This window comes from Paenibacillus sp. JCM 9796, from assembly GCF_055379675.1.
Genome location: NZ_AP043723.1, coordinates 3,846,361 through 3,865,435 on the forward strand (window position 1 = coordinate 3,846,361; position 19,075 = coordinate 3,865,435).

Here is a 19,075-nt window from a genome sequence, read left to right on the forward strand (position 1 = left end):
CCATAAATAATGGATACTCTTTTCTCTTCCAGAAAGGCACCCCGGCTCATTGACAGACGCCTTGTCGAATGCTATAAGTGGGGTAAGTTCCATTTCTGATATTAAGAATAGGCGGTGTTTCCTATGGAGAAAGTGACGACTGAACAGCGATTTCAAGAAATCATCGGCGGTTCCAAACCGACCGTTGCCGTTTTTAAAGCCACATGGTGCAAGGACTGCCATTTCATCGAACCATTCATGCCGGAAGTTGAAGAAGCTTACGCCGACCGGCTGCAATTTATCCACGTGGACCGCGATGAGATGCCTGACTTGTGCAGCGAGCTGAATATTTTAGGCATTCCGAGCTTTATCGCTTTCAGGAACGGCCAGGAGCTGATCCGCTTTGTGAGCAAGCTGCGCAAAACGCGGGAAGAAATCGAACAGTTTCTGGATCGCGCGGTTGAAGTTGCGAATACGCTCGCTCCCTGACCGACGGATGGAGAATGCCCGGGACGGATCGCTTCCGCCTGGGCTTTTCTTCTTTCATCGCTTTGTAACAATTCCGCGTGGAATTGCCCCCTGATTATCGTTATAATGTTAATGAAACGTTCGTCGGTGTCCGATTATGTCGAGAAATAACGAACAAGAAGCGGGTGAAAGCGGATGAAGATGGAGCGAAGAATGAAGGCTTTATCATTGGCCAGTATGCTCGGCATGTTCTTGATTCTGGTCATGGGCGCGTTAGTGACCAAGACGGAATCCGGGCGAGGCTGCGGAGACGATTGGCCGTTATGCAACGGCAAATTCGTTCCGGCCTATACAATCGAATCTTTTATTGAATACAGTCACCGGTTTGTTGTCGGCGTCGTCGGGATCATTTTGCTCGCGACAACGATTCTTGTGTTTTTATACAGCAAGCGCAAGGACGCCAAGTGGTATGTCGGCGGCGCGATGTTCTTCACGCTGCTGCAGGCGGTTCTTGGAGCGCTTGCCGTCTTGTGGCCGCAATCGTCGGCCGTGCTCGCGCTGCATTTCGGATTTTCGCTGATGTCTTTCGCGTTTACGCTGCTCTTGTATTTGGTCTTTACCAAATATGGCGAAGCGATGCACCGCGGAGACGGTACGCGTCTAAGCCGGGGCGTCCGGATGTCGGTCTGGTTCGTGCTGATTTACAGCTATGTGGTCGTTTATTTGGGCGCATTCGTCCGCCATACGGAGTCGGTCGGCGGTTGTATCGGCTGGCCGCTCTGCAACGGTCAGGTGATCCCGGAATTTACCGGATCGACGGGCATCGTATTTGCTCACCGGGTGGCGGCGGCGGTGCTCGGTCTCGTCATCTTGGCGCTGTTCCTGTTCGTCCGTTCTCAAGCACAGCCGGACAGCAGCGTTTACCAAGCGGCCAAGCTGTCGCTGATCTTCGTCACGCTGCAAATTGCAAGCGGCGCGTTCGTCACGCTGTCGATCGGGTACGAAATTTACTTGCTGGCCAGCTTGCTGCATGCCGTGCTGATCTCCTGTTTATTCGGAATCCTCTGTTACTTCGGCATTACTTCCCTCCATACGGAGGAGCACAACGTTCAGGCTTACGCAGCTCCAAGGCTGCCGTAAGCCTTCTTCTTCATCTACATACTTAGAAAGTGAAGGGAGCAAGGCACACGCATGCGATTTTCCAACCTGCGCGCTTTTTTGGAGGCGCTTCGCCAAGAGAATCAACTGAAGGTGATTTCGGCACCGGTCGACCCGAATCTGGAGCTCGCGGAAATTCACCGCCGCGTCATTGAAGAGGAAGGGCCCGCCCTGCTGTTCACGCATGTAAAAGGAGCCTCCTTTCCCGTCGTTACAAACTTGTTCGGGACGAGCCGCCGCGTTGATCTTGCGTTCGGTCCGCGTCCGGAGCAGTTGATGAAGCAAATTGTCGGCGCGATGGATACGCTGCTGCCGCCGACGCCGAAGGCGCTGTGGGAGCAGCGTCAGCTTATTCTCGATTTGCTCAAAATCGGCACCAAAGGCGTCGGCCGGGAGGCTGCGCCGATCCTGCAGCATTGCCGCACCGAAGCGCCTCTTGCCGGCTTGCCGGTTCTGACGTCATGGCAGGAGGACGGCGGTCCGTTCGTGACGCTGCCGCTTGTATACACGGAGCATCCGGTTACGAAGCACCATAACCTCGGCATGTACCGGATGCAGGTGTACGATCCGCAGACGACGGGCATGCACTGGCAAATCCATAAAGGCGGAGGCTTCCATTACCATGAAGCCGAGCTGCGTAACGAACCGCTGCCGGTTACGGTGTTCCTGGGCGGCCCGCCGGCCTTGATCGCCTCGGCGATCGCGCCCGTGCCCGAGCATCTGCCGGAGCTGCTGCTCACTTCGCTGATGCTCGGCCAGAAGCTGCCGCTTGTGGACAATCCGCGGGGCGGACACCGGCTGATCGCTGAGGCCGAGTTCGCCATCGTCGGCAAGGTGGCGCCGCATGTGCGCAGGCCGGAAGGTCCGTTCGGCGATCACTTCGGCTATTACTCGCTTGTGCACGATTTCCCGGTCTTCGATGTGAGCCATGTATGGCACCGCAAGGACGCCATCTACCCGGCTACGATCGTCGGCAAGCCGCGGCAGGAAGACTATTACCTCGGTGAATATTTGCAGCGCCTGCTGGCGCCGGCGTTCCCGATGGCGATGCCCGGCGTGAAGGAACTGTGGGCGTACGCGGAAACCGGCGTGCATCCGCTGGCTGCCGCCATCGTGCGCGAAAGCTACAGCCGCGAGGCGCTGGCTACGGCGTTCCGCATCTTCGGGGAAGGCCAGCTGACGCTGACCAAGTTCCTGATCGTGACCAATCAGCACGTCGATCTAAGCAACTTCCCGCAGCTGCTGGAAACGGTGCTGGAACGATTCGATCCGGCCACGGATCTGTTCATCTTCAATCACACGGCGCACGATACGCTTGATTATACCGGCGACCGGCTCAATCACGGCAGCAAAGCGGTGCTGCTCGGCGTCGGCGAGCCGAAGCGCAAGCTGCCCGCCGTCTACGAAAGCGGGCAGCTGCCGGGCATTCACAGCGCGGTTCCATACTGCCGCGGCTGTTTAGTCGTCGCCGGCGCTTCGTTCGCGGACGACCCCGAGCTGGCCGCCCGCCTCGTTCGCGACGCCGGCGAGCAGCTGCGCGATTGGCCGCTCGTCGTGCTCGTCGACGACACGGCGATCGCCTCCGGGCAAACGCCGTTCCTGTGGACGGTGTTTACCCGGTTCAATCCGGCGGCGGATATGTATGCCGACGCCGAGCTGAGACGGCACCATATCGGGTACCGGGTGCCGATCGTCATCGACGCCCGGATGAAGCCGGGCTATCCGGACGAGCTGTTCCCGCGCGAGGATATCGTTGAATTGGTTGACTCGCGGTGGAACGAATATTTTGCTTAAGCCAAATCAACGACGAGGCCGGGAGAGATCCCGGCCTCGTCGTTTTTCAATTCGGCTCGCTGCTTTAATCCGTTCCATCAAGCCCGTTTGATGGTTTTCAGCCTAATCATGGGGTATAATAATAGTTATATCTTACGCGATGATGGAGATAAAACCATGTTGAGAGCTTTATTCGGCGAACCGCCGCGCAAGGACGAAGGGCTTCTGCTGGAAGCCAATCAAGCCATACGCAACTATTTGCAAGTCCTCTCGCGCATCCCCGGTGACCGGCAGACACCGCATGAGCGGCGCTTCGTCATCTGGAGCGAAAACTTCCTGCGTGCGCTGGACGAGCTGGAGCAGAGCGAGTATGCCGCGATTCTGTACGGAAGCCGGGTCAATTCGGATTACGTCGATCAGATGCAGCCCGGGGAGACGCACGAGTACCATCGTCATCTGTACTATTACCGCAACGCGCTGATCCGCCTGTTTGCCATTCTCGATAAACTCGGACATTTTCTGAACGAACGATTTGTACTGCAGACCGAGCGCGTCAAATCCCGTTTTTCCTATTTTACCGTACTCCGCAATATGCATCAGAACGGGCTGCACACGGATTTGGAGCAGCAGTTGTATGAGCTAAAGATAAAGTATAAAGAACCGGTCGACCGTCTGCGCAACAAGCGCAACATGGAGATTCATACGATTAACGCCGATCTGCTCGACGATTTGATGAAAGCGGAGGAGAGCAGACGCGGAGAACGGCTGCGTCCCGAGACGGAAGAGATCAAAGCCAATCTTGACGATCTGCGCGAAGGCTGCGAAATGGCCATGAAAGCCGTAACGACCGCATTCCGTTACATTGCCAGGCATCCGGCCGCGACTGCAGCGCCAAAGTCTGCGCCTACTTCCAGAGCGGGCGGACGGCGCGCCGGGCGTTGAAATCGCATCCCGCCATCCACTATACTTGAGGAAGAACTGGAAGCGGGGAGGAACGGAGCATGCAGCCTATGCGGAAAACCGCACTCATTACCGGAAGCGCCAAGGGACTTGGCAAGATGACCGCGCTTCTGCTTGCTGAGCAAGGCGTCGACCTGCTCGTCAACTACGTCAACAGTGCGCAGGAAGCCGAGGAGCTGTGCGCGCGAATTCGCAGCCTGGGCGTAGAAGGTTACGCCGTTCAAGGGGACGTAGCAAAGCCTGCGGACCGGGAACGTCTTGTCTCGGAAGCCGTCAACCGCTTCGGCAAAATTGACATTCTGATCAACAACGCCGGTCCGTTCATTCGCGAGCGCCGCTTGTTTCGGGATTACGACGCATCGGAGATCGAAGGATTGATGCAGGGGAATTTGCTCGGCGTCATGCATCTGGACCATCTGGTTCTGCCGATGATGCGGCAGCGTCAATGGGGGCGCATCATCCACTTCGGCTTCGGTCACGCCTCGGAGGCGCGAGGCTGGCCGCACCGAGCCGTATACGCCGCCGCGAAGGTAGGCCTCGTCTCGTTCACGAAGACGATCGCCGTCGAAGAAGCGGCCAGCGGCATTACGGTCAATATGATATGCCCGGGGGATATTCGCGGCGCGAACAAGGAGCGGACGATCGACGAAGTGGAGCATCTGCATGACGACGAATCGCCTAGGGGACGTCCGGGAACCGGAGAAGACATCGCCCGCGTAATCGCCTTCTTGTGCGAGGAACGGTCGGACTTCTTAACCGGCAACATTATCGACGTCTCGGGGGGGCTTGATCCGATACGAGCGATCGTCGGCAGCGGCGCGAAGACGAAAGCGAGCGCAGAGGCGGGTACGAACGCCTGAAAGGCAAGAAAGGGCCGACCCCCGGAGGGTCGACCCTTTCTTGCTTGGCAAGTGCAATTAGAACACCTGTACAACCTCTTGCACGCCTTCCACTTCTTCAAGCAGCGCGCGCTCGATGCCGGCTTTCAACGTAATCGTCGAGCTCGGGCAGCTTCCGCATGCACCCATCAATCTTAGCTTAACGATGCCATCTTCCACGTCTACGAGTTCCACGTCACCGCCGTCGCGCTGCAGGAATGGACGAAGTTTATCTAAAACTTCAAGCACTTCGTCATACATAGTGCTTTGCTGCGTACTCTCACTCATTTGCATCATCTCCCTTCTATCCTTTATTATATTACAATCGTTTGAAAATTAAAATGGCTATAAGGTGGGGAAGCGTCCATGAGACCGATCATAGAATTTTGCACAAACAATATGCATCACGGCACAGATAAGCTGATGAAGGCGCTGGAAAGCAACCCCGAGTACGACGTGATCGAGTATGGCTGTCTGGGGAATTGCGGCGAGTGTTACTTGTTCCCGTTCGCCCTGGTGAACGGCGAGATCGTCGCAGCCGAGACGGCCGAAGGATTAGACGAAGCGATTCAAGCGAAAATAAAAGAGATCGAAGCGATGTTCGATCTCTTGGGGGAATAAAACTATCCGAAATGGCGCTTGGACATCCAGAGCACGCCGCTTTTAATCGCTCGCGGCATCATGCCGAGCATGACGGTGCGTTTGCCCATCATACCGAAGCCGGCCTTCTTGCCGAGCGACCCGAGAACTCCCTTGAGCTTGATTTTACCGAGCCGGGGAGTTTCGTTTTTCCATACCGCTTGTAATACTTCGGCAACTTGCTCGCCTTGGGCTTCGGCGGCCTGACCGCTCGGGGAGAAGGGGAGCGACGCACAATCGCCGACGATGTAAATCTCTTGATAGTCGGGCAGTTGATGGTATTCGTTAATGATTAGCCGTCCTTGCGCATCTTTAGGCAGATTTAACTGTTGCACGATCGGGCTCGGTTGAATGCCTGCCGTCCATATGGTGATGTCCGTTTGGATGATCTCATCGCCGTTATACAAGAGGCCGCCCTCCAGACGGGAGAGCGAGACGTGCGAGCGCAGCTCGATGTCATGCTCCAGCATCCACTCGCTTACGTAGCGCTGCACCTTCTGCGGGAACGGAGACAGGACGCTTGCGCCGCGGTCCAGAATGCGGATATTCAGATCGGGCCTGCTTTCCCGGAGCTCGGCCGCCATCTCCACGCCGCTGAGGCCGCCTCCGACGATTGTAACTTGACCGTAGGGGGCAGTATCGTTGGCGCCTTGATACGTTTTTCGGGTGGCGGACAACGTCTGGATGCTGTTCGAGAACTCTTTCGCGCCGGTAATGTTGTGGTACTTATCGACGCAGCCGAGCGCGATGACAAGCCAGTCGTACGAGAGCGGATCGTCGTTCTCGAAGTGCACGAGCTTCGACTCCGGATCGACGGACGTCACTTCCCCGTACTTCAAAATCAGCCGCGGATCGACCGGAAACTGGACGCGTATGTCTTTATCGGACACGGTTCCCGCCGCAAGCGCGTAGTATTCGGTTTTCAACCCTTGATACGGCATGCGGTCGATCAGGATCATGACCGTATCAGACGGCAAATCCCCCTCGAGCAATGTTTTGGCGACGGTCAAACCGCCGTATCCTCCGCCTAAAATGACAAGTTTTTTCATAACAACGGCAAACCCTTTCTCACATGCATTTTATTCGTAAACCTTGATCTCGTTGTAGAACGTGTCGCGTTCAACCGCAATTCGTCCCGCTCCTTGGATCAAGTAAACCAGCTCGTCCCGGGTCAATCCTTCAGGGGAAGTGGCTCCCGCCGAATGGCTGATCCGTTCTTGAATGATCGTGCCGTGCGCATCGGACGCCCCGAAGGCGAAGGCGATTTGCGTCAGCTGTGTGCCGAGATTGATAAAATAAGCTTTCACATGCTGAATGTTGTCCAGCATCAAACGGCTGATGGCGATCGTTCGCAAGTTATCGTAAGCGGAGACGCGGCGTTTCAAACCCGCATCGACGTTGGCCGGCTGCACGGAGTTCGGGATGAATACCATGAACCCGCCCGTTTCGTCCTGAAGCTCGCGTAAATACATCAAGTGGCGGATGCGTTCCTCGAACGTTTCGATGGAACCGAACAGCATCGTCGCGTGCGTTTTCAACCCGAGCTTATGCGCAGTCCGGTGCACTTCGAGCCACTGATCGGTAGAGGCCTTGTCGACGAGGTGCATCTTCTTGCGGTAGCGTTCGGACAGAATTTCCGCTCCGCCGCCCGGCATCGTGCCCAGCCCGGCGTCGATCAGCGTTTGCAGCACCTCTTTATAGCTTAGTCCGCTTAGACGGGAGAAAAACTCGATTTCCGCCGCCGTATGCGCTTTGATCGTGACGTCCGGGTAACGCTGCTTGAGACCCCGGATGCAGTCTACATAGTATTGGAAAGGTACGTTCGGGTTATGCCCGCCCGTAATGTGAAACTCGCGCATGCCGGGATGGTAATGCTTGTCGATATAGGCGAACATTTCTTCAGGCGTTAACGTATAGGCGCCCGGCTGGCCTTCGTCTCTCCGAAAATGACAGAATGCACAGTGCTCTTCGCATACGTTCGTAAAATAGAGACTCATGTTATCGACAAAATACACTTTCTTGCCGTTCTTGCGCAGGTTCACTTTGCCCGCCAATTGTCCGATCGTTAACAAATCGTCGGATTCGTAGAGGAACACGCCGTCCTCTAACGTCAGGCGCTCGCCGTGCTCTACTTTCTCAGCAATTTCGGCCATGCGCAATTCGGGGTTGCTGATTGCGGATTTCAATCGAATCCACCTCCGTAAACTGGATAGGCGCCCTTGGCCGTAGGCTCAAGGGCGCATGCTGATCACACATCATATATAAGATATCCTTATAACACAAATAAGGTTGAACAATACACCCTATTATAAACCTCCTGTTCGGGCTGGGCAATACATGGTTTCGACAAAAATGTTTCAGTAAACCAAGGTTGATTATTCCCATGGGAGTAAATGTCACGATTACCATAAAATTTTATTTCAGTAAAGTGGAAAAACCTAAAATTTGGTATTTCAATTAGCCGCCAAATCTAGTATACTTTAGCATTGTCGGATTTCTTACTAAAACGATTTTTCTAAGAGGGGACGGTGCGATGATGCTGATTTCTGTTTCACAAGAGCAGTACCTGGCGCTTTCCCGGGAAATCGAGAGCGTTCGCGAACGGATGGTTCAATTGGGCAGTGAGCTCGGTTTGATGCATCCCGAGGTTCATCTGTGCAGCCAACAATTGGACGTGCTGTTGTTACGTTATTACGAAATTGATAAAATAAGAAGAAGCGGCGGGCAGGGAACAAAATCCCTTGAGGTGTCGGCTTCAAAAGAGTATACTTTATGTTAGAACCGATTTAATCGTAAGGGAGGCTGAATTCATATGATTACAATCAGCGAAACAGCTAGCGATAAAATTAAAGAAATGCTCGCGGCGGAGGAGTCGTCCAACTTGTTCCTGCGCATTGGCGTAAAATCCGGAGGCTGCAGCGGCTTTTCCTATGGAATGGGCTTTGACGATAACCAGAAGGAAGACGATAAAGTGATGGACATCCACGGATTGAAGGTGGTTGTCGACGCAGAAAGCTCCAAGTATTTGTACGGTGTCGAGATCGACTTCCAGGATGCCGGCATGGGCGGCGGCTTCACCATCAACAACCCGAATGCGGTAGCGACGTGCGGGTGCGGCTCCAGCTTCCGTACGAAAGAGGAAGATGCGGTACTGGCACAGCCTTGCGAGGATTAATCGCGGGAGCGGTGCGGGTTCTGATTCTGATCAATAGTTGATTACGGGTTGCGGATTGCACACCTCCTGACGTTAGTTCTACGGAACCTACGTCAGGAGGTTTTTCGTTATGTCCACGCTCCAGATTCTCTCAATATGATTTCTTCGGAAATAACGTTGGGAGTTTTTTTATTTTGGCGATTAACGCTGCGGTAGATAACGAAGAAGGTGAATAACTACGGTGGCTAAACGGAATTATCCACATGTGGATAAGCAGATTCGGCGCGTTATCAAGCCACTTATCCACGTCATCCACAACAGGGAAGGTTACTTCCATTTACCGCACAGATTTCCGATTTTACCATGAACATTAGCCTTACGTAAACTTAAAAAAACCAATCCAATTTCGGTGCTTGTACATTCGTATTCTATCGATTCGCCGATACCACTATCTAATAATTAAATATAATATAGTATTCTCTCATATTCAGGAGGTGATAGTATGTCGAAGATCACTACGAAACCGTTTGTTGTTCCCCGGATTACGGCTAGTGGACTGCCTATCGATAGTCTTGTTATTAATCTAAGAAACCTGGAAGATCAGGCGATGAGAGTTTGTGCTACGGTTAATCGATATTTCTCATACATGGAAACCGAAGGGGAGGTTCTTTACAAAGAAGAGGTCTTGCTGAGTCCGCATAGTGGTACAACTCATCTGGTCTACGGGTTCCATGCATCTGACAACCTTAGAGTTGTTGTGGAAGGGGATGTAAAGGATCCTGAGGGAGCAGGCACTGGAGTTGAAGTTTGGCTTGTGATCGGAAACAATGGCGTACCTTTTGAACCTGGCAGCTTATATCGGCATAGCGATTTTATTGAACTATACGATTGACATTCGTGGTTCATAAAAAAGAAGCCTTTCGGTAAAAGTCCCGAAAGGTTTCTTAACGCCCGCGTCAGCTCATTTCGCTTGCGGAGGGTCGGTATTCATATTCGTGTAATTGAGCAGTACGGTCAAATAACCGAGAACAACGTACAGCAGGGTCAGCATCCAGTCGAAATGATACAGGAACGGATACAAAATAAACCAAACGCCGCACAGCAAGCTGATCCAATTCGGCCATGAAGACCACCCGGTTCTGCCGCGGGCGAGCAGCGAGGAAACCGCTTGAAGCAGCCCGAACAGCACGCCGGCAAGGACGGCGCCGGACGTATCGGTAAAGCTTGCCCACCAAGGTGCTGTGAGCCAGAGGACGCCGATCATCGCCGTGAATCCGTTGCGAAAGGCCATCGCGTTCACCACCCCGATCCGTAATAAGAGCCGGCTGGAAAGCTAGCTCTTATTACATGATATGCAAGCGGTTACATGATAGTTCGGATTAATGGCGCATGGGGCCAACACTTTGTTAGCGGGAGACGAGCACCCGAATACCTTGAATGACGTTGTAGATCGTAACGGCTGCATACAGAACGCCGCAAAGTACTAGCGCGATAATAAAACCGCTGAAGGTCGGCAGCGTAAAGACGGCGATCAACAAAAACAATAAAGAGGCGAAAGGCAAAATATGCGAGACGAACGCCGCTTTCGCATGATGCTTCACTTCCGGGTCATCGGTAATGAAGTAAATAACGATCGGGATAATGAACCCCGCGAAGAAAATGCTGAAATAGCATAAGGCCGAAATGAGTTTACGCGTTTCCAAGAGAACAGCCCCTTCCATCCGTAAAAGCTATTACGCAATACGCAGAACCGTAAATACGGTTTCGAGTCAAATGGGAAATTAAACCAAAGTTGATAAAATTTTTTTATTGCATGCACGTCCGGTTTCATTGTGTATAACTTTGTCCACATGACCCGGCGCAGTATTATCCATTTTTCTACAGTTATTAACAAGATGCACACAGGTTGTGCACATATTGATGTGGATAACGGAACGCTTGTTCTAATTTTTGAACCGTGTTACTATAATTTTACTTTAAAGAATCAAGGTGATTGAGATGAAATTGATCAGTAATGAAATATTGGTGGATTCATACTTCAAAGCGCTCGATCTAAAATTGGAAAAAGAATTTGTCGAACTGCTGCTGGAAGAAATACATCGTCGCGAACTTAACCTGGATTATTACCGGGAAGGGGACGCGCAGGTTTCATGACCTGAACTTTCTTTCTCTCCCCTATCGGATAGTAGCCCTCATACTCCAAAAAAACCCCTCCTTCGCCGCTAAAGCGTAAGCAGGGGTTATTTGTCGCTAGCGAGAACAATTGCCCTGAAAAACCGGCATTACCTCTTCATATTCGAGCTGTGCCCCGGGGACAGCTTCGCGGTCGGGTCGATGTACACCTTCGCGTTATTGATCGCAGTCGGCGCTTCGCCGAAGCCTACGGCAATAAGCTTCAGCTTGCCTGGGTATGTGGTGATGTCGCCCGCGGCGAAAATGCCCGGTATGCTCGTTTCCATACGGGAGTCGACGACGATCGAGCCGTTGTCGATTTCCAGTCCCCATTCGGCAATCGGTCCGAGGGAGGAAACGAATCCGAAATTGACGATAACCGCGTCAACGTCGATGACAGTTTCCACACCGCTCTTGATATCGGCCAGCGTAACTTGGGTAATCGTATCTTCGCCGTGAAGCGCCTTAATTTCTGTCGGCGTTACGACGTTGACTTTCGAATTCATCAGGTTTTCAACGCTGTGCTCGTGAGCGCGGAACTTATCGCGACGGTGAATAAGCGTTACCTGCTCGGCGATCGGTTCCAGCATGAGCGCCCAGTCCACTGCGGAATCGCCTCCGCCGCTGATCAAGACTTTTTGGCCTTTGAAGCGGTTAAGGTCGCTGACAAAGTAGTGCAAGTTTTTCTTCTCGTATTTGGCGGCCTCAGGCAATTCCAGTCTGCGCGGCTCGAACGCTCCGACGCCTCCTGTAATGATAACGGCTTTGGACTGATGTACGCCTTTGTCGGTCGTAACTTCAAACAAACGCTCGTCTTTCTTCTCCACGGATAGCACTTTCTCTTCCAGGCAAATTTGGATGTCGGAGAAATGCTTCATCTGCTCGTCCAGATTGTTGACGAGCTCCTGAGCCGTTACTTTCGGAAAGCCGGCCACATCGTAGATGTATTTTTCCGGGTAAAGCGCGGCGAGCTGTCCGCCGAGCTGCGGCATACTCTCGATTAATTTGACGGATGCTTGGCGCATGCCGCCGTAGAACGAAGCGAACATGCCTGCCGGACCGCCGCCGACGATAATAATGTCAACAATTCCGCTACTCATTACAATAAGCACCTCCGGTACGATATGTATCCATTCTATTATAAACGTACGCTCTTTCCATGAAAATATGAAAGCATAGCGTATTTAGATTAAATTAATTAATGGTATTCATAACCTTTCCGTATAATTTCAATTCCGGCGGGAAAAAACGAGAGAGGAAACAATCGGGGGAATCCCTTTCTTAAGATGGCGAAAAAGGGGCGATTTTAATCAAAATAATACTTGCTATTTCAAGCGTATCATTATATCATTTCTTTTGAATTGGTTAAATTTGTTGTTGCATAAACACTTGAAACGCTTATATTTTGACTAACTGATGCCAAAAATAAAATTAAAATCACATTCCGGCATAGATTGTGTAATTTTTCACAAAGAATTTTGGTCAAACTTATAAAGAAATATAGAAAATACGCGAGGATGGAAGGGATAGAGCCATGAGTCGAATTCCAAGGATTGTCATTTTGGGTGCAGGTTACGGCGGTATTGTGACGGCGATCCGGCTGCAGAAGGAACTCAACTATAACGAGGCGGACGTAACGCTGGTAAATAAGCATGATTACCATTACATTACCACGCATCTGCACATGCCGGCTGCCGGCACGGATAATCCGGAAAATGCACGTGTCAGCATCTTAAAGTTGATCGACGAGTTCAAAATCGATTTTGTGAAATCGACAGTCGTTCAAATTCGCCCGCAAGAGAAGAAAGTTATTCTCGAAGAAGGCACGTTGTCCTACGACTACCTGGTTATCGGTCTCGGTGGGGAGCCGGAAACGTTCGGCATTCCCGGCTTGAAGGAATACGCGATGAACATCCGCTCGATCAACAGCGTTCGTTTCATTCGCGAGCATATCGAATATCAGTTCGCCAAATTCAAGCGCGAGCCTTCCCGTACGGATTACTTGACATTCGTCGTCGGCGGAGCAGGCTTCACAGGCATTGAATTCGTCGGCGAGCTGGCCGATCGCATTCCGGAGCTCTGTAAGGAGTTTGACATCGATCCGTCTCTCGTGAACATTTATAATATTGAAGCGGCTCCAACAGCTTTGCCGGGCTTCGACCCGGAACTGGTCGAGTATGCGATGAACGTTCTGAAGAACAAAGGCGTTACGTTCAAAATTGCCACGGCGATTAAAGAATGCACACCGGAAGGCGTCGTTCTGGCGACCGGCGAAGAGATCAAATCGGCCACCATCATCTGGACCGGCGGTATCCGCGGCAACCACATGCTGGAGGAAGCCGGTTTCGAAACGATGCGCGGCCGCATCAAAGTAGACGACACGCTTCGCATCCCGGGCCATGAGAACATCTACGTGCTCGGCGATTGCTCGATCGTGATGAGTCCGGAAGGCCGTCCTTATCCGCCGACCGCGCAAATTTCGATGCAGCAGGCGGAAGTGTGCGCGCACAATCTTGTTGCGCAAATTCGCAATTCCGAGCTGCAGAAGTTCGAGTACAAGCCGAAAGGCACCGTGGCCTCGCTCGGCCGCGGCGAAGCGATCGGCATCGTCGGCTCGCGCAAAATTAAAGGCGGTGTCGCGGCCGTGATGAAGAAGGTTATCGATCTTCGCTACCTGTACATTATCGGCGGCATCCCGCTCGTCCTGAAGAAAGGCCGTTTCTAAACGATGCGTCACTGCAGTGTGCAGGTTCGCGGGCTGCTGACCCGCGAGGAGCTCGACCGGTACAACGCCTTGATCGATGTCGGCCATTATCTGGAGACGCAAGACCGCTATGATCTGGTGGCGACGGTTCAGAAGGAGATCGACATTCTGATCCTGCCGGCCATTGAACGGTTGAAGGAGAAGTCTCGTCAACGCGACCGCGATACCGAGGAGTATTTGCGTCGCAAAGCGCTGGAGCAGGAACTCGCGAAGCTTGCCGAGGAAGACGACGACTAGAAGCCCAAAAAACCTTGCCTGACACGGCTGCTGCAGCCGTATAGGCAAGGTTTTTTTGCGTAACCCGGGAAAGCAGCTCAAGCTCGGGGCGGCGAACCCGCCGCGGCGGCGCCTGGGGCCCGGAGCTTCGCCAAGGGGCGCCGGCTTATAACTTCAGCATGGCGGAAGTCTTATCCGTATCGAGCAGGTTGCCGATGTAGAAGTCGCCGAAGTCGCCAAAGCGGGCGCTCGTTTCGTCAAAGCGCATTTCGGTGACGATCTTCTTGAACTGCAGCGCATCGTCGGCGAACAACGTGACGCCCCATTCCCAATCGTCGAGGCCGATGGAGCCGCCGATAATTTGTTTGACTTTGCCGGCGTACGTGCGGCCGATCGTGCCGTGGCCGCGCATGAAGGAACGGCGCTCTTCGGTGCTGAGCATGTACCAGTTATCGTTGCCTTCACGGCGCTTGTTCATCGGATAGAAGCAGATGTGCTTCGCTTTCGGCAGGATGGGCTTCAAGCGGGCGACGATGTCCGGATCCTGCATCGGATCCGTACCCGGTTTAGCCATGTAACCGCCGAGTTCGACGACCGATACGTAGGAATAGGTCGGAATGGTCACTTGAGCGAACATCGATTTGTTAAACTCGTTCTCGAGCTCGTTCAGCTCTTCCAGCGTTTCGCGCAGGTGCATGAAGACGAAGTCGGCTTTCTGCCCGACGATGGAGTAGAACGCTGTGCTTCCGAGCTTCTGATCCTCGGTGCTCTGATATTGCTTCAGCAAGGACAACAGCTCGTCCTCGGCGCGGTTTCTTTCTTGCGCGGTCAAGCTTTTCCAGACGTTCCAATCGATGGCGCGGAAGTCATGCAGGCAGTACCAGCCTTCCAACGTATGTACGGCTTCACTCATGGATCTCTCTCTCCTCATGATATTGATTTTCACTTCGATTCTTTTGCTTGTTTCATTGTAGCTAAAGATGCGGGAAAGGGCAAATGCACCAAGGCTGGGGGCTAAACGGTGACAAAGTGTTCACATTCCCGGGACGAGGGCGCCCTTTACCGTCCTGCGCTTTTGATTATAATAGAAAGTAGACGAAGGTATGAGAAGAAGGAGTTGTCTGCATTGCTGCAATTGATTATCGCTACCGTGCTGCTGTTCGTGCTGTTCTTCGGAATCGGGTTTATTCTCAACATGCTGCTGAAGACGACTTGGTTTCCCATTTACGGATATATCGTACTTGTGATCGGTCTTGTGTTGTATTGGGGTTGGGGGACAGGCTCGCTTTCGCAAAATATCGCCGAGTATACGTTTGTCGATTATATCTCGGCATTAGGCGGATTGGCGGGCGCCATCCTGAGCGGTTCGACGATCAAGTCGCTGCGTCAGAAAGGCTTCAAGATGTTCTGAGGAAACGGAGGAAGGCTCCCGGTACGCCGGCGAAGCCTTCTTTTTCTTCTACACCGTTGTCGATTGCTGTGGTAAAATGAAGATTAAGACTTTAGCAACACGGATGGAGTTTTGTATGCATGCGAATTACGAATATGCTTCACTTTTCCGAGTATCACCGGTTTGTCGTTAACCGCGACTTTGCCTTAAGCAGTCTCGATTACAAGGTGCTGACCTCGATGTACCAGCCGATGGTCGGCGCTTTTGCCCTTAGCGTTTATTATACATTGTATCACCAGCTGCCTGCCGATCAAGTGGGCTTCTCGCCGATCGAGCAGCAGCGGAAGCTGTTTCTGACGATGGAGATCGAGGCCGGAGAGCGCGGGCGTAAATGGTTTATCGAGCAAACCTCCAAGCTGGAGGCTGTCGGTCTGCTTCGCACGTCACGCCGCTTTGCGGCCGCTTCGGAGGACTATTTGTACGAGTATCAGCTGTTCGAACCGCTGACGCCGGGGGAGTTTTTCAAAAACCACCATCTCACGCTGCTGCTTCGCGATAAAGTCGGAAAGTATGCCGTTTTTGCGCTGCGGGACGAATTTATGCTGCCCGAAGCGGACGAGCTGAAGCAGGCGAACGCCGAAAATTTATCGGTGCCGTTCTACGAGCTGTTCCGGCTAAACACGCAGGTCGTCGATCAGGAGCTGGAGCAGGCTTTCTTCGAATCGGCCGCAGCCACGACTGACCAGACGAAGCCGGAAGTGACGTACAAAGGGTTCACGTATGCGGAAATCATCATGCATTTTCCGAGGGAGTCGTTCAACCGGGAATATGTCGAGCGGTTGAAATACGAGCCCGAGCAGATGGCGACGATCAATTTCGTAGCGAAAAAGTACAGCCTCTACCTAACCGACATCTGCCGGCTGCTGGACGAGGACGGCGTATTCGACGAAGCGGGCACGCTCGCGCTCGAGCTGCTGCAGCATAAAGCGAACCAAGTATTCCGTCAAGATAAGAAACGAACGGAAGATAGGGTAAGGTGGATGGCCAAGCTGCCCGGCAAGGCCGATGCGGAAGGTGAAGAGAAGGTGGAAGGGGCCGGTTCGAAGGATAAGCCGGTCGAGATGGAATTTTACCTGGACGTGCCGGATTTGTTTCAAGGAGAGTGCAACCAGCATCAGTATAATTACATTTTGCGGAACGAGCCGTACATGTTTTTGCTGGAGAAAATTTTTTCTAAAGGCACGGTGCCGGACGGGCTGCTCGATACGCTGGCGAAGGTCGAGCTGAATTACGGTTTGCATGAAGAAGTGATCAACGTCCTTATTCATTATATTTATGTCACCAAACGTTCCTGGTCGAAAAAATATATGGAAGCGATCGTCACCGACATGCTGGGGAAACAGGTCGGATCGTTCGAGCAAGCCGTTCGTTACGTGCGCGAGCAAATGGCGTACAGCGAGAAAAAAACGGCTCAGGGCACGCAGGGCGCCTATCGCGGAGGCAGCGGAGGTACGGCCAAGTCCGGCCGTGGCGGCGCAAGGCAGAAGCCGCTCATTCCGATCGTGCCGGATTCGGCCCCGAGCAAGCCGCGTTCGGATGAGGAGCGGGAGGCGCTGCGCCGGAAAGCGCAGCAGCTGGACGGACAAAGGTAGCGGCTGCCGGGGACTGAGTGAGAGAACCGGAGAAGAGAAACAGGTACTTCATGGGGGAGGTGCTTCGCGTTGGAATCGCTAGGGGAGCTGCTGCGCGGCTCGCAGGGCCGGCAGCTGTTGAAGCAAGCGGAAGAGAAGCTGCGCGAGGTTGCGGCCGATCCGCTGATCGTGAAGCTGCGGAGCAAGTATCCGCAGCTCGATAACCAGACGATCAAGCTGAATTTAAACAAGCTGCATCAATATGTGAAGGAATACAATAATTGTACGAATTGTCCGGGGCTTGACCGCTGCCCGAACGATCTCGAAGGCCATTACACGATGCTCCAGGTGGAGCCGGGGGATGACTGGACGCGCGTCTACGATCATAAGGTGGCGTGCAAGAAGTTTTTGGCGAAGTCGACGCAGGATGCGGTTCGCAGCCGGATCCGAAGCTTTTATGTGGATGAACGCGCGCTTTCCCAAGGGTATTCGTCGCTGGAGATTCTGGACAAGGATCCGCAGCGGGAGGAAGCGGTCGGGCAAGTGATGGATTATATTTTGAACGTGCGTACGAAAGGGCTGCCGCAGACGGGCTTGTACTTGGCCGGCCATTTCGGCACCGGGAAGACGTTCCTGATGTGTTACATGCTCTACGAGCTGGCGAAGGACGGCTATACCGGCGCAATTGTGTATATGCCGGATTTTGCCGAGGATTTGAAGTCGATGTTCCAGGACCCGCTGAAGCTGAAGGAAACGATCGACATCCTGAAAGAAACCGACCTGCTCGTGTTCGACGACATCGGCGCGGAAAATTTAAATCCGTGGCTGCGCGATCATGTGATGGGTGCGATTCTGAACTACCGGATGAACCGGAAGCCGACCTTCTTCACGTCGAATCACGATCTGGACGCGCTGGAGAAGCATTTCAGCTTTACGAGCAAGGACGGGGACGAGGAGTATAAGGGCCGGCGCATTATGGACCGGATTCGGCCTTTCGTCGATGTGGTGATGGTGAACGGGTATAACAAGCGGGGATCGAAATAAAGGAATAGGCAGGGAGTACGGGGCGCAGCAAGGACCGCACGCACCACAGACCGCGGACGGGCCTCGCGCACAAAAAAATACCTGCCGCCTCATCCGGCAGCAGGTATCGCCTTACCCAATCGTTACTTCGCAACCAGCGTGATGACTGTGGCTACGATCGCGATTAAAAACAAAACGCCGAAGAAAACCCCGAAGCCCAACGCGACATCGATCAAGTCATTGCGCTCTTCTTCATATACGTGCAATTCCGGATGTTTCGGATCGTTACTCATTTCAGTTCCTCCTTGTCGCTTCGTGCGGCCCGAAGAAGGGCTCTTCAGGAACGTCCGATCGCACACCGCGAGACTTATCGTAATTATATAGGCCTAGTATACCCAACTTCGCAGATGATTGTAAAGGATGCGAAAGTGACAATTATGCAAACTTTGGTTCGGTTGAAAAGTGAAAGCAATGTGGTATACTTTACATGTTGACATTATCCGCGAAAGGAGAATTCCCATCATGGCTATTGTAAATGTGACTGATCAATCCTTCACCGGTGAAGTGGAAGGATCCGGTACGGTTCTCGTAGATTTCTGGGCTCCCTGGTGCGGTCCTTGCAAAATGATCGCTCCGGTCCTGGAAGAGCTGGATAAAGAACTCGGCGACAACGTGAAGATCGCGAAGGTGAACGTGGACGACAATCCGGAATCCGCTTCGCGCTTTGGCGTTATGAGTATCCCGACCTTGATCGTCTTCAAAGACGGTCAACCGGTGGACAAGGTCGTCGGCTTCCAATCGAAAGACGCGTTGAAGAACGTATTGGGCCGCCATCAATAATTTGGCAGTCTGACGATGACGTGAGAAAAA

24 protein-coding genes are annotated in these 19,075 nt (G+C 53.0%); 16 read left to right on the plus strand and 8 right to left on the minus strand.

Going from position 1 to position 19,075, the window contains the following annotated elements; translation table 11 throughout:
- Nucleotides 1-123 precede the first annotated feature (123 nt).
- The 5 genes from ACZ439_RS18635 to ACZ439_RS18655 all read left to right on the plus strand — a co-directional run bounded on the left by ACZ439_RS18635 (nucleotide 124) and on the right by ACZ439_RS18655 (nucleotide 5,198).
- Nucleotides 124-468: a thioredoxin family protein gene (locus tag ACZ439_RS18635; RefSeq protein ID WP_054798606.1), complete on the plus strand. Its 345-nt coding sequence runs from the start codon at nucleotides 124-126 to the stop codon at nucleotides 466-468.
- Nucleotides 469-660: 192 nt separating this feature from the next.
- Complete coding sequence (locus tag ACZ439_RS18640; RefSeq protein ID WP_230876078.1) at nucleotides 661-1,587, plus strand: COX15/CtaA family protein; 927 nt, start codon at nucleotides 661-663, stop codon at nucleotides 1,585-1,587.
- A 51-nt stretch (nucleotides 1,588-1,638) separates the two neighbouring features.
- Nucleotides 1,639-3,399, plus strand: a complete 1,761-nt coding sequence (locus ACZ439_RS18645; protein WP_127604903.1) for a UbiD family decarboxylase — start codon at nucleotides 1,639-1,641, stop codon at nucleotides 3,397-3,399.
- A gap of 156 nt (nucleotides 3,400-3,555) precedes the next feature.
- Entirely contained in the window at nucleotides 3,556-4,320 is a 765-nt protein-coding gene (locus tag ACZ439_RS18650) for a Cthe_2314 family HEPN domain-containing protein (RefSeq protein WP_054797779.1), read from the plus strand.
- A 59-nt stretch (nucleotides 4,321-4,379) separates the two neighbouring features.
- Nucleotides 4,380-5,198 carry an SDR family oxidoreductase gene (locus tag ACZ439_RS18655; RefSeq protein WP_054799176.1) on the plus strand — a complete coding sequence of 273 codons (819 nt, stop codon included), beginning with the start codon at nucleotides 4,380-4,382 and terminating at the stop codon, nucleotides 5,196-5,198.
- Nucleotides 5,199-5,255: 57 nt separating this feature from the next.
- Here the strand turns inward: ACZ439_RS18655 and ACZ439_RS18660 are convergent, their stop codons facing one another.
- Nucleotides 5,256-5,504: a NifU family protein gene (locus ACZ439_RS18660; protein WP_054797800.1), complete on the minus strand. Its 249-nt coding sequence runs from the start codon at nucleotides 5,502-5,504 to the stop codon at nucleotides 5,256-5,258.
- A 78-nt stretch (nucleotides 5,505-5,582) separates the two neighbouring features.
- Between ACZ439_RS18660 and ACZ439_RS18665 the strand changes: the two genes are divergently transcribed.
- Nucleotides 5,583-5,837, plus strand: a complete 255-nt coding sequence (locus ACZ439_RS18665) for a YuzB family protein (protein WP_054797780.1) — start codon at nucleotides 5,583-5,585, stop codon at nucleotides 5,835-5,837.
- Between the two features lie 2 nt (nucleotides 5,838-5,839).
- On the opposite strand, the gene ACZ439_RS18670 is transcribed toward ACZ439_RS18665, so the two are convergent.
- On the minus strand, nucleotides 5,840-6,904 hold the full coding sequence (locus tag ACZ439_RS18670; protein WP_464620028.1) for an NAD(P)/FAD-dependent oxidoreductase: 1,065 nt from the start codon (nucleotides 6,902-6,904) through the stop codon (nucleotides 5,840-5,842).
- Between the two features lie 30 nt (nucleotides 6,905-6,934).
- Nucleotides 6,935-8,008, minus strand: coding sequence for an aminofutalosine synthase MqnE (gene mqnE / locus ACZ439_RS18675; RefSeq protein ID WP_373423885.1), 1,074 nt, complete (start codon nucleotides 8,006-8,008; stop codon nucleotides 6,935-6,937).
- A gap of 380 nt (nucleotides 8,009-8,388) precedes the next feature.
- Between mqnE and ACZ439_RS18680 the strand changes: the two genes are divergently transcribed.
- The 3 genes from ACZ439_RS18680 (at nucleotide 8,389) to ACZ439_RS18690 (ending at nucleotide 9,901) form a co-directional block, all read left to right on the plus strand.
- Nucleotides 8,389-8,634 carry an aspartyl-phosphate phosphatase Spo0E family protein gene (locus ACZ439_RS18680; RefSeq protein WP_230876077.1) on the plus strand — a complete coding sequence of 82 codons (246 nt, stop codon included), beginning with the start codon at nucleotides 8,389-8,391 and terminating at the stop codon, nucleotides 8,632-8,634.
- A 33-nt stretch (nucleotides 8,635-8,667) separates the two neighbouring features.
- Nucleotides 8,668-9,030 carry an iron-sulfur cluster insertion protein ErpA gene (gene erpA, locus ACZ439_RS18685; RefSeq protein ID WP_054797782.1) on the plus strand — a complete coding sequence of 121 codons (363 nt, stop codon included), beginning with the start codon at nucleotides 8,668-8,670 and terminating at the stop codon, nucleotides 9,028-9,030.
- Nucleotides 9,031-9,511: 481 nt separating this feature from the next.
- Nucleotides 9,512-9,901: a hypothetical protein gene (locus tag ACZ439_RS18690; RefSeq protein ID WP_054797783.1), complete on the plus strand. Its 390-nt coding sequence runs from the start codon at nucleotides 9,512-9,514 to the stop codon at nucleotides 9,899-9,901.
- 69 nt (nucleotides 9,902-9,970) lie between these two features.
- Here the strand turns inward: ACZ439_RS18690 and ACZ439_RS18695 are convergent, their stop codons facing one another.
- A complete protein-coding gene (locus ACZ439_RS18695; RefSeq protein WP_127604893.1) occupies nucleotides 9,971-10,300 on the minus strand; it encodes an SPW repeat domain-containing protein in 330 nt (109 codons plus the stop codon).
- 115 nt (nucleotides 10,301-10,415) lie between these two features.
- Complete coding sequence (locus ACZ439_RS18700) at nucleotides 10,416-10,712, minus strand: magnetosome magnetite crystal formation protein family (RefSeq protein ID WP_054797785.1); 297 nt, start codon at nucleotides 10,710-10,712, stop codon at nucleotides 10,416-10,418.
- 295 nt (nucleotides 10,713-11,007) lie between these two features.
- Here ACZ439_RS18700 and sda point away from each other — a divergent pair, with 295 nt between their 5' ends.
- Nucleotides 11,008-11,163 carry a sporulation histidine kinase inhibitor Sda gene (gene sda / locus ACZ439_RS18705; protein ID WP_054797786.1) on the plus strand — a complete coding sequence of 52 codons (156 nt, stop codon included), beginning with the start codon at nucleotides 11,008-11,010 and terminating at the stop codon, nucleotides 11,161-11,163.
- A 128-nt stretch (nucleotides 11,164-11,291) separates the two neighbouring features.
- Here sda and ACZ439_RS18710 read toward each other — a convergent pair whose 3' ends face one another.
- Nucleotides 11,292-12,281 carry an NAD(P)/FAD-dependent oxidoreductase gene (locus ACZ439_RS18710; protein ID WP_430104026.1) on the minus strand — a complete coding sequence of 330 codons (990 nt, stop codon included), beginning with the start codon at nucleotides 12,279-12,281 and terminating at the stop codon, nucleotides 11,292-11,294.
- Between the two features lie 434 nt (nucleotides 12,282-12,715).
- Here ACZ439_RS18710 and ACZ439_RS18715 point away from each other — a divergent pair, with 434 nt between their 5' ends.
- Nucleotides 12,716-13,906 (plus strand): NAD(P)/FAD-dependent oxidoreductase, encoded by a 1,191-nt coding sequence (locus ACZ439_RS18715; RefSeq protein ID WP_054797787.1) that lies wholly within the window; start codon nucleotides 12,716-12,718, stop codon nucleotides 13,904-13,906.
- A 3-nt stretch (nucleotides 13,907-13,909) separates the two neighbouring features.
- Nucleotides 13,910-14,182: a hypothetical protein gene (locus ACZ439_RS18720; protein WP_054797788.1), complete on the plus strand. Its 273-nt coding sequence runs from the start codon at nucleotides 13,910-13,912 to the stop codon at nucleotides 14,180-14,182.
- A gap of 145 nt (nucleotides 14,183-14,327) precedes the next feature.
- Here ACZ439_RS18720 and hemQ read toward each other — a convergent pair whose 3' ends face one another.
- Nucleotides 14,328-15,074, minus strand: coding sequence for a hydrogen peroxide-dependent heme synthase (gene hemQ, locus ACZ439_RS18725; protein WP_054797789.1), 747 nt, complete (start codon nucleotides 15,072-15,074; stop codon nucleotides 14,328-14,330).
- A 213-nt stretch (nucleotides 15,075-15,287) separates the two neighbouring features.
- On the opposite strand from hemQ, the gene ACZ439_RS18730 reads away from it, so the two are divergent.
- The 3 genes from ACZ439_RS18730 to zapE all read left to right on the plus strand — a co-directional run bounded on the left by ACZ439_RS18730 (nucleotide 15,288) and on the right by zapE (nucleotide 18,226).
- Nucleotides 15,288-15,572, plus strand: a complete 285-nt coding sequence (locus tag ACZ439_RS18730; protein WP_054797790.1) for a YuiB family protein — start codon at nucleotides 15,288-15,290, stop codon at nucleotides 15,570-15,572.
- A gap of 119 nt (nucleotides 15,573-15,691) precedes the next feature.
- Nucleotides 15,692-17,203, plus strand: a complete 1,512-nt coding sequence (locus ACZ439_RS18735; RefSeq protein WP_464620029.1) for a DnaD domain protein — start codon at nucleotides 15,692-15,694, stop codon at nucleotides 17,201-17,203.
- A gap of 69 nt (nucleotides 17,204-17,272) precedes the next feature.
- On the plus strand, nucleotides 17,273-18,226 hold the full coding sequence (gene zapE, locus ACZ439_RS18740; protein ID WP_054797791.1) for an AFG1/ZapE family ATPase: 954 nt from the start codon (nucleotides 17,273-17,275) through the stop codon (nucleotides 18,224-18,226).
- A 122-nt stretch (nucleotides 18,227-18,348) separates the two neighbouring features.
- Here zapE and ACZ439_RS18745 read toward each other — a convergent pair whose 3' ends face one another.
- Nucleotides 18,349-18,498, minus strand: a complete 150-nt coding sequence (locus ACZ439_RS18745; RefSeq protein ID WP_127604883.1) for a YqzM family protein — start codon at nucleotides 18,496-18,498, stop codon at nucleotides 18,349-18,351.
- A gap of 229 nt (nucleotides 18,499-18,727) precedes the next feature.
- Between ACZ439_RS18745 and trxA the strand changes: the two genes are divergently transcribed.
- Entirely contained in the window at nucleotides 18,728-19,045 is a 318-nt protein-coding gene (trxA, locus tag ACZ439_RS18750) for a thioredoxin (protein ID WP_054797792.1), read from the plus strand.
- The last annotated feature ends 30 nt before the right edge of the window (nucleotides 19,046-19,075 follow it).

Excerpts from the sequence above, each read along its gene's own strand:
- ACZ439_RS18635 (WP_054798606.1), top strand. The coding sequence starts at position 124 with ATGGAGAAAGTGACGACTGAACAGCGATTTCAAGAAATCATCGGCGGT.
- ACZ439_RS18640 (WP_230876078.1), top strand. The coding sequence starts at position 661 with ATGAAGGCTTTATCATTGGCCAGTATGCTCGGCATGTTCTTGATTCTG.
- ACZ439_RS18645 (WP_127604903.1), top strand. The coding sequence starts at position 1,639 with ATGCGATTTTCCAACCTGCGCGCTTTTTTGGAGGCGCTTCGCCAAGAG.
- ACZ439_RS18650 (WP_054797779.1), top strand. The coding sequence starts at position 3,556 with ATGTTGAGAGCTTTATTCGGCGAACCGCCGCGCAAGGACGAAGGGCTT.
- ACZ439_RS18655 (WP_054799176.1), top strand. The coding sequence starts at position 4,380 with ATGCAGCCTATGCGGAAAACCGCACTCATTACCGGAAGCGCCAAGGGA.
- ACZ439_RS18660 (WP_054797800.1), bottom strand. The coding sequence starts at position 5,504 with ATGAGTGAGAGTACGCAGCAAAGCACTATGTATGACGAAGTGCTTGAA.
- ACZ439_RS18665 (WP_054797780.1), top strand. The coding sequence starts at position 5,583 with ATGAGACCGATCATAGAATTTTGCACAAACAATATGCATCACGGCACA.
- ACZ439_RS18670 (WP_464620028.1), bottom strand. The coding sequence starts at position 6,904 with ATGAAAAAACTTGTCATTTTAGGCGGAGGATACGGCGGTTTGACCGTC.
- mqnE (WP_373423885.1), bottom strand. The coding sequence starts at position 8,008 with ATGGCCGAAATTGCTGAGAAAGTAGAGCACGGCGAGCGCCTGACGTTA.
- ACZ439_RS18680 (WP_230876077.1), top strand. The coding sequence starts at position 8,389 with ATGATGCTGATTTCTGTTTCACAAGAGCAGTACCTGGCGCTTTCCCGG.
- erpA (WP_054797782.1), top strand. The coding sequence starts at position 8,668 with ATGATTACAATCAGCGAAACAGCTAGCGATAAAATTAAAGAAATGCTC.
- ACZ439_RS18690 (WP_054797783.1), top strand. The coding sequence starts at position 9,512 with ATGTCGAAGATCACTACGAAACCGTTTGTTGTTCCCCGGATTACGGCT.
- ACZ439_RS18695 (WP_127604893.1), bottom strand. The coding sequence starts at position 10,300 with ATGGCCTTTCGCAACGGATTCACGGCGATGATCGGCGTCCTCTGGCTC.
- sda (WP_054797786.1), top strand. The coding sequence starts at position 11,008 with ATGAAATTGATCAGTAATGAAATATTGGTGGATTCATACTTCAAAGCG.
- ACZ439_RS18710 (WP_430104026.1), bottom strand. The coding sequence starts at position 12,281 with ATGAGTAGCGGAATTGTTGACATTATTATCGTCGGCGGCGGTCCGGCA.
- ACZ439_RS18715 (WP_054797787.1), top strand. The coding sequence starts at position 12,716 with ATGAGTCGAATTCCAAGGATTGTCATTTTGGGTGCAGGTTACGGCGGT.
- ACZ439_RS18720 (WP_054797788.1), top strand. The coding sequence starts at position 13,910 with ATGCGTCACTGCAGTGTGCAGGTTCGCGGGCTGCTGACCCGCGAGGAG.
- hemQ (WP_054797789.1), bottom strand. The coding sequence starts at position 15,074 with ATGAGTGAAGCCGTACATACGTTGGAAGGCTGGTACTGCCTGCATGAC.
- ACZ439_RS18735 (WP_464620029.1), top strand. The coding sequence starts at position 15,692 with ATGCGAATTACGAATATGCTTCACTTTTCCGAGTATCACCGGTTTGTC.
- ACZ439_RS18745 (WP_127604883.1), bottom strand. The coding sequence starts at position 18,498 with ATGAGTAACGATCCGAAACATCCGGAATTGCACGTATATGAAGAAGAG.
- trxA (WP_054797792.1), top strand. The coding sequence starts at position 18,728 with ATGGCTATTGTAAATGTGACTGATCAATCCTTCACCGGTGAAGTGGAA.